The sequence below is a fragment of the Streptomyces calidiresistens genome (genome assembly GCF_014141525.1).
Classification (GTDB): domain Bacteria; phylum Actinomycetota; class Actinomycetes; order Streptomycetales; family Streptomycetaceae; genus Streptomyces; species Streptomyces calidiresistens.
In genome coordinates this window covers 1-4,473 of the sequence record NZ_VKHS01000466.1, presented here as the reverse complement: position 1 = coordinate 4,473, position 4,473 = coordinate 1, and the positions used below count along the sequence as shown (strand labels likewise).

Below are 4,473 nucleotides of genomic sequence, written 5' to 3'. Positions count from 1 at the left end.
CCCCCGCCCCGCAGGGACCGGCCGGCACCGCCATCGCGGTCCTGCTCATCGGCCCGGCCGGGGCGGGCAAGACCACCGTGGCCCGGCACTGGGCGGACCACCGCACCGTTCCCACCGCCCACATCAGCCTGGACGACGTCCGCGAATGGGTCCGCTCCGGCTTCGCCGACCCCCGCGCCGGGTGGGACGACCGCTCCGAGGCCCAGTACCGGCTGGCCCGCCGCACCTGTGGCTTCGCCGCCCGCAACTTCCTCGCGAACGGGATCTCCTGCATTCTCGACGACGCGGTCTTCCCCGACCGCCCCGCCGTCGGCCTCGGGGGTTGGAAACGCCACGTCGGCCCCGGGCTCATACCCGTGGTGTTGCTCCCCGGTCTGGAGACGGTCCTCGAACGCAACGCCGTCCGCAGCGGCACCCGCCGGCTGGCCGACGAGGAGGTGGCGGTCATCCACGGCCGGATGGCCGGCTGGTACGGATCGGGACTTCCCGTCATCGACAACTCCCGGCTGGACGTCCCCACCACCGCACGCATGATCGACGAGGCGGTGACCAGGGCCCTCGCCCATCCCCCGACCTGGTGACCCGCCCGGACGCGTCCGACGGGCCGGGCACCCGTTCGCTGCGTAGGCTCACCGCATGTCACGCGGCACCGCACAGGCACACGCCCGGCGACGGGTCGGGATCAGGGAGGCGGCCGGGACGGCGTCCGGGACCGCGGTGGTGGTCACCCGACCGGCCAACATCCACTACCTCACCGGCCTCCGTCCCGCCGGCGCCGTCCTGCTGCTGCCGCCGGGCCCCGCCGGGGGGACGGGGACGGACCTGCTCATCCTCCCGCCCGGCCCGGTGCCCGGGGGGGCGGACCGTCCGGACACCCCCCTCGGCGGCGCCGCGGCCCCCGCGGGACCCGACCCCGGGCTGTCGTGCCTCTCCCATCCCGAGCCGTTGCCCGAGGCCGCCCGACTGGTCCGCGCGGCCGGTGCCGGGGCCCTGGCCGTGGAGGAGCACCATCTGACGGTCGCCCGCCACCGGGCCCTGGCCGCCGCCCTGGGCGGGGTGCCCCTGGTGGACCTGGGGTGCGCGGTGGAACGCCGACGGCTGGTGAAGGACGAGTGGGAACTGGACGCGCTGCGCACGGCGGCGGAGATCACCGATCGGGCCCTGGGCGAACTGCTGGAGTCCATCCTGGTCGGCCGCACCGAGCGTCACCTGGCGCTGGAGCTGGAACGGCGACTGGTGGACCACGGGGCCGAGGCACCGGCCCTCCCCACCTCGGTCGGCACCGGGCCGCACTCCGGGCTGCCGGAGCACCGCCCCACCGACCGGAGGGTGGAGGAGGGGGACTTCCTCACCGTGCGCCTGGGCGCCCGTCACCGGGGGTACGGCTGCCAGATCGCCCGCACCTTCGTGATCGGCGGTCGCCCCGCCGACTGGCAGATCGAACTGCACGAGCTGGTCTTCGCCGCGCAGCGGGCCGGTCGGGAGGCGTTGCGCCCCGGCGCCGAGTGCCGCGAGGTGGACCGGGCGGCCCGGTCGGTGCTGGAGGCGGCGGGCCACGGACCGGCGCCGGGCACCTCCACCGGCCACGGCGTGGGGCTGGAAATCGGGGAGGACCCACGGCTGTCACCCGCGGCCATGGGTAGACTGGGCCCTTGTGTGCCGGTCACCGTCGAGCCGGGGGTACATCTCCCGGGTCGGGGCGGCGTCCGGATCGACGACACGCTCGTCGTCCGTCCCGAGGCGGACGGCGGACCGGAGCTACTCACCATCACGACCAAGGAGCTCCTCGCCCTGTAGTTCCCCGAAGCGGGACGCCCGGGCGGGTGCGGCCCTCGGTCCCCCGAAGCAGCAGTCTCAGGAGATTCCGCGACCGTGGCCACCACGAACGACCTCAAGAACGGCATGGTGCTCAAGCTCGACGGCGGCCAGCTGTGGTCCGTAGTCGAGTTCCAGCACGTCAAGCCCGGCAAGGGCGGCGCCTTCGTCCGCACCAAGCTGAAGAACGTGCTCTCCGGCAAGGTGGTGGACAAGACCTTCAACGCCGGGACCAAGGTGGACACCGCCACCGTCGACCGGCGGGGCATGCAGTTCTCGTACAAGGACGGCTCGGACTTCGTCTTCATGGACATGGAGACCTACGACCAGCTGCACATCAACCCCGAGACCGTGGGCGAGGCCGCCAACTACCTCCTCGAGGGGCAGGACTGCACCGTCGCCATCCACGAGGAGAACCCGCTCTTCATCGAACTGCCCGCGGCGGTCGAGCTGACCATCGAGTACACCGAGCCCGGTGTGCAGGGCGACCGCTCCACCGGCGGCACCAAGCCGGCCCGGTTGGAGACCGGTTACGAGATCGGTGTCCCGCTGTTCATCACCACCGGTGAGAAGATCAAGGTGGACACCCGCTCCGGGGAGTACCTCGGCCGCGTGAGCAGCTGACGTGGCGGCACGCAACACCGCCCGCAAGCGCGCCCTCCAGATCCTCTTCGAGGCCGATCAGCGGGACGTGGAGCCCACGACCGTGCTCGCCGACTGGATCAGGCACTCGCACGCCGACACCCGGCAGCCGCCGGTCTCGGAGTACACCATGCGGCTGGTGGAGGGGTACGCCGAACACGCGGGAACCATCGACGACCTGATAGCCCGGCACGCCGTGGGCTGGCCACTGGACCGGATGCCGGTGGTGGACCGCAGCCTGCTGCGGATGAGCGCCTACGAGCTGATCTGGGAGGACGACACCCCGGACGCGGTGGTCCTCGACGAGGCCGTGCGGCTGGCGAAGGAGTTCTCCACCGACGACTCCCCGGGTTTCGTCAACGGGCTGCTCGCCAAGCTCAAGGAACTCAAGCCGGGCCTCTCCCGCTGAGTGCCGGGCCCGGCGGATCCGCGGGGCCCGGACCGGGGGATCCCCCCCCCCGCACGACGCGGGGCCCCGACGAACACCGTTCGTCGGGGCCCCGCGTCGTGTCGTGTCCTCCCCCGGCCATCCGGCGCCGGGGCCGGACGGCTCAGCTCTCCTCGGCCTGCACCGCGCGCCGGGCGTCGGCGTCCAGCACGCCCCAACCGATCAGCTGCTCGGTCAGCACGGAGGGGGACAGGTCGTAGATGACGGCGAGGGTGCGCAGGTCGTCCTGGCGGATGGAGAGCACCTTGCCGTTGTAGTCGCCGCGCTGGCTCTGGATCGTGGCCGCGTAGCGCTGCAGCGGGCCGCCCTTGTCGGTCGGGAGCTGGGTCAGCCGCTCCAGGTCCAGGACCAGCTTCGGCGGCGGCTCGGCGGCGCCCGCGGGCGTGGTGCCGGGCAGCAGCTCCTGCACCGGGACCCCGTAGAAATCGGCCAGTTCGGCCAGTCGCTGCACGGTGACGGCACGGTCACCGCGCTCGTAGGAGCCGACCACGACCGCCTTCCAACGGCCCTGCGACTTCTCCTCCACCCCGTGCAGGGACAGCCCCTGCTGGGTGCGGATGGCTCGGAGCTTGGCTCCGAGCTGCTTGGCGTATTCGCTCGACATGGGACTCCCCGGACGGCGTAGTGGTAACTCAGTGTGAGATTACGCAGCGTGATAACCGCCGTCAAGCGGGGCGGAGCGGAACGTCTCCGACCTGCGGTGATGTGGGCGCCCCCGGCCTTCCTGCTATGCTCGGCGCAGGCCGGGATCGTACAGCTGAACGCCTCGCTCATGAGTGTTGCGTAAACGTTCGGTTTCCGATCCCCGGTCCGGCCAGACGTCCTTTAAAGCCCGTCCCGTGAGGCGGGGAAGGAGGTCCGTTTCGCATGGACACCACCGGTACACCCCCCGATCGCATGCCCGGGTCCGGAAGCCGACGCGCCACGACGGCGGAGGGCACGACCGCCCCGATCCCGCCGGACGGGGCCGAAACCGGCCGTCCGGTCCTCGAGGCCCCCGACATCGCCCGGGTCCTCACCCGCATCGCCCACGAGATCGTCGAACGCGCCCGCGGCGCGGAGGACGTCGTCCTGTTGGGCATCCCCACCCGCGGCGTGCACCTCGCCCGCCGTCTGGGCACCCGGCTGCGCGACATCACCGGCACCGACGTCCCCGTGGGATCCCTGGACATCACCATGTACCGGGACGACCTGCGGCTCCGCCCCGCCCGTGCCCTCGCCCGCACCGAGATCCCCGACGAGGGTGTCGACGGCCGTCTGGTCGTGCTCGTCGACGACGTGCTGTTCTCCGGGCGCACCGTGCGCGCCGCCCTGGACGCCCTCGGTGACCTCGGGCGCCCCCGTGCCGTCCAACTCGCCGTCCTCGTCGACCGGGGCCACCGCGAGCTGCCGATCCGCGCCGACTACGTGGGCAAGAACCTGCCCACCTCCCTGCGGGAGACCGTCCGCGTCCGACTCGCCGAGGAGGACGGCCGCGACGGTGTCCTGCTCGGACGGCGCGAATCCTGACCCGCGGGACGGCGCGGTACCGCACCCCGACACGCCCCGGCCCCCCGGGCGCCCCGGCC

Annotated in this window: 6 protein-coding genes; 5 read left to right on the top strand and 1 reads right to left on the bottom strand. The window is 72.8% G+C overall.

Annotated elements, in window-relative coordinates:
• The 4 genes from FOE67_RS17715 to nusB all read left to right on the top strand — a co-directional run.
• The coding region (locus tag FOE67_RS17715) for an AAA family ATPase (protein ID WP_182665436.1) at positions 1-581 on the top strand (581 nt) is incomplete at its 5' end.
• A 55-nt stretch (positions 582-636) separates the two neighbouring features.
• A complete protein-coding gene (locus tag FOE67_RS17710; RefSeq protein ID WP_182665434.1) occupies positions 637-1,797 on the top strand; it encodes a M24 family metallopeptidase in 1,161 nt (386 codons plus the stop codon).
• Positions 1,798-1,872: 75 nt separating this feature from the next.
• Positions 1,873-2,439, top strand: a complete 567-nt coding sequence (efp, locus tag FOE67_RS17705) for an elongation factor P (protein ID WP_182665432.1) — start codon at positions 1,873-1,875, stop codon at positions 2,437-2,439.
• A 1-nt stretch (position 2,440) separates the two neighbouring features.
• Entirely contained in the window at positions 2,441-2,866 is a 426-nt protein-coding gene (gene nusB, locus FOE67_RS17700; protein WP_182665430.1) for a transcription antitermination factor NusB, read from the top strand.
• 142 nt (positions 2,867-3,008) lie between these two features.
• On the opposite strand, the gene bldD is transcribed toward nusB, so the two are convergent.
• Positions 3,009-3,509, bottom strand: coding sequence for a transcriptional regulator BldD (gene bldD, locus FOE67_RS17695; protein ID WP_143621354.1), 501 nt, complete (start codon positions 3,507-3,509; stop codon positions 3,009-3,011).
• Between the two features lie 263 nt (positions 3,510-3,772).
• On the opposite strand from bldD, the gene pyrR reads away from it, so the two are divergent.
• Positions 3,773-4,414 carry a bifunctional pyr operon transcriptional regulator/uracil phosphoribosyltransferase PyrR gene (gene pyrR, locus FOE67_RS17690; protein WP_228473996.1) on the top strand — a complete coding sequence of 214 codons (642 nt, stop codon included), beginning with the start codon at positions 3,773-3,775 and terminating at the stop codon, positions 4,412-4,414.
• Positions 4,415-4,473 lie beyond the last annotated feature (59 nt).

What these genes read in the sequence shown, in the direction of transcription:
- FOE67_RS17710 (WP_182665434.1), top strand. Translation starts at nt 637, where the DNA reads ATGTCACGCGGCACCGCACAGGCACACGCCCGGCGACGGGTCGGGATC.
- pyrR (WP_228473996.1), top strand. Translation starts at nt 3,773, where the DNA reads ATGGACACCACCGGTACACCCCCCGATCGCATGCCCGGGTCCGGAAGC.
- bldD (WP_143621354.1), bottom strand. Translation starts at nt 3,509, where the DNA reads ATGTCGAGCGAATACGCCAAGCAGCTCGGAGCCAAGCTCCGAGCCATC.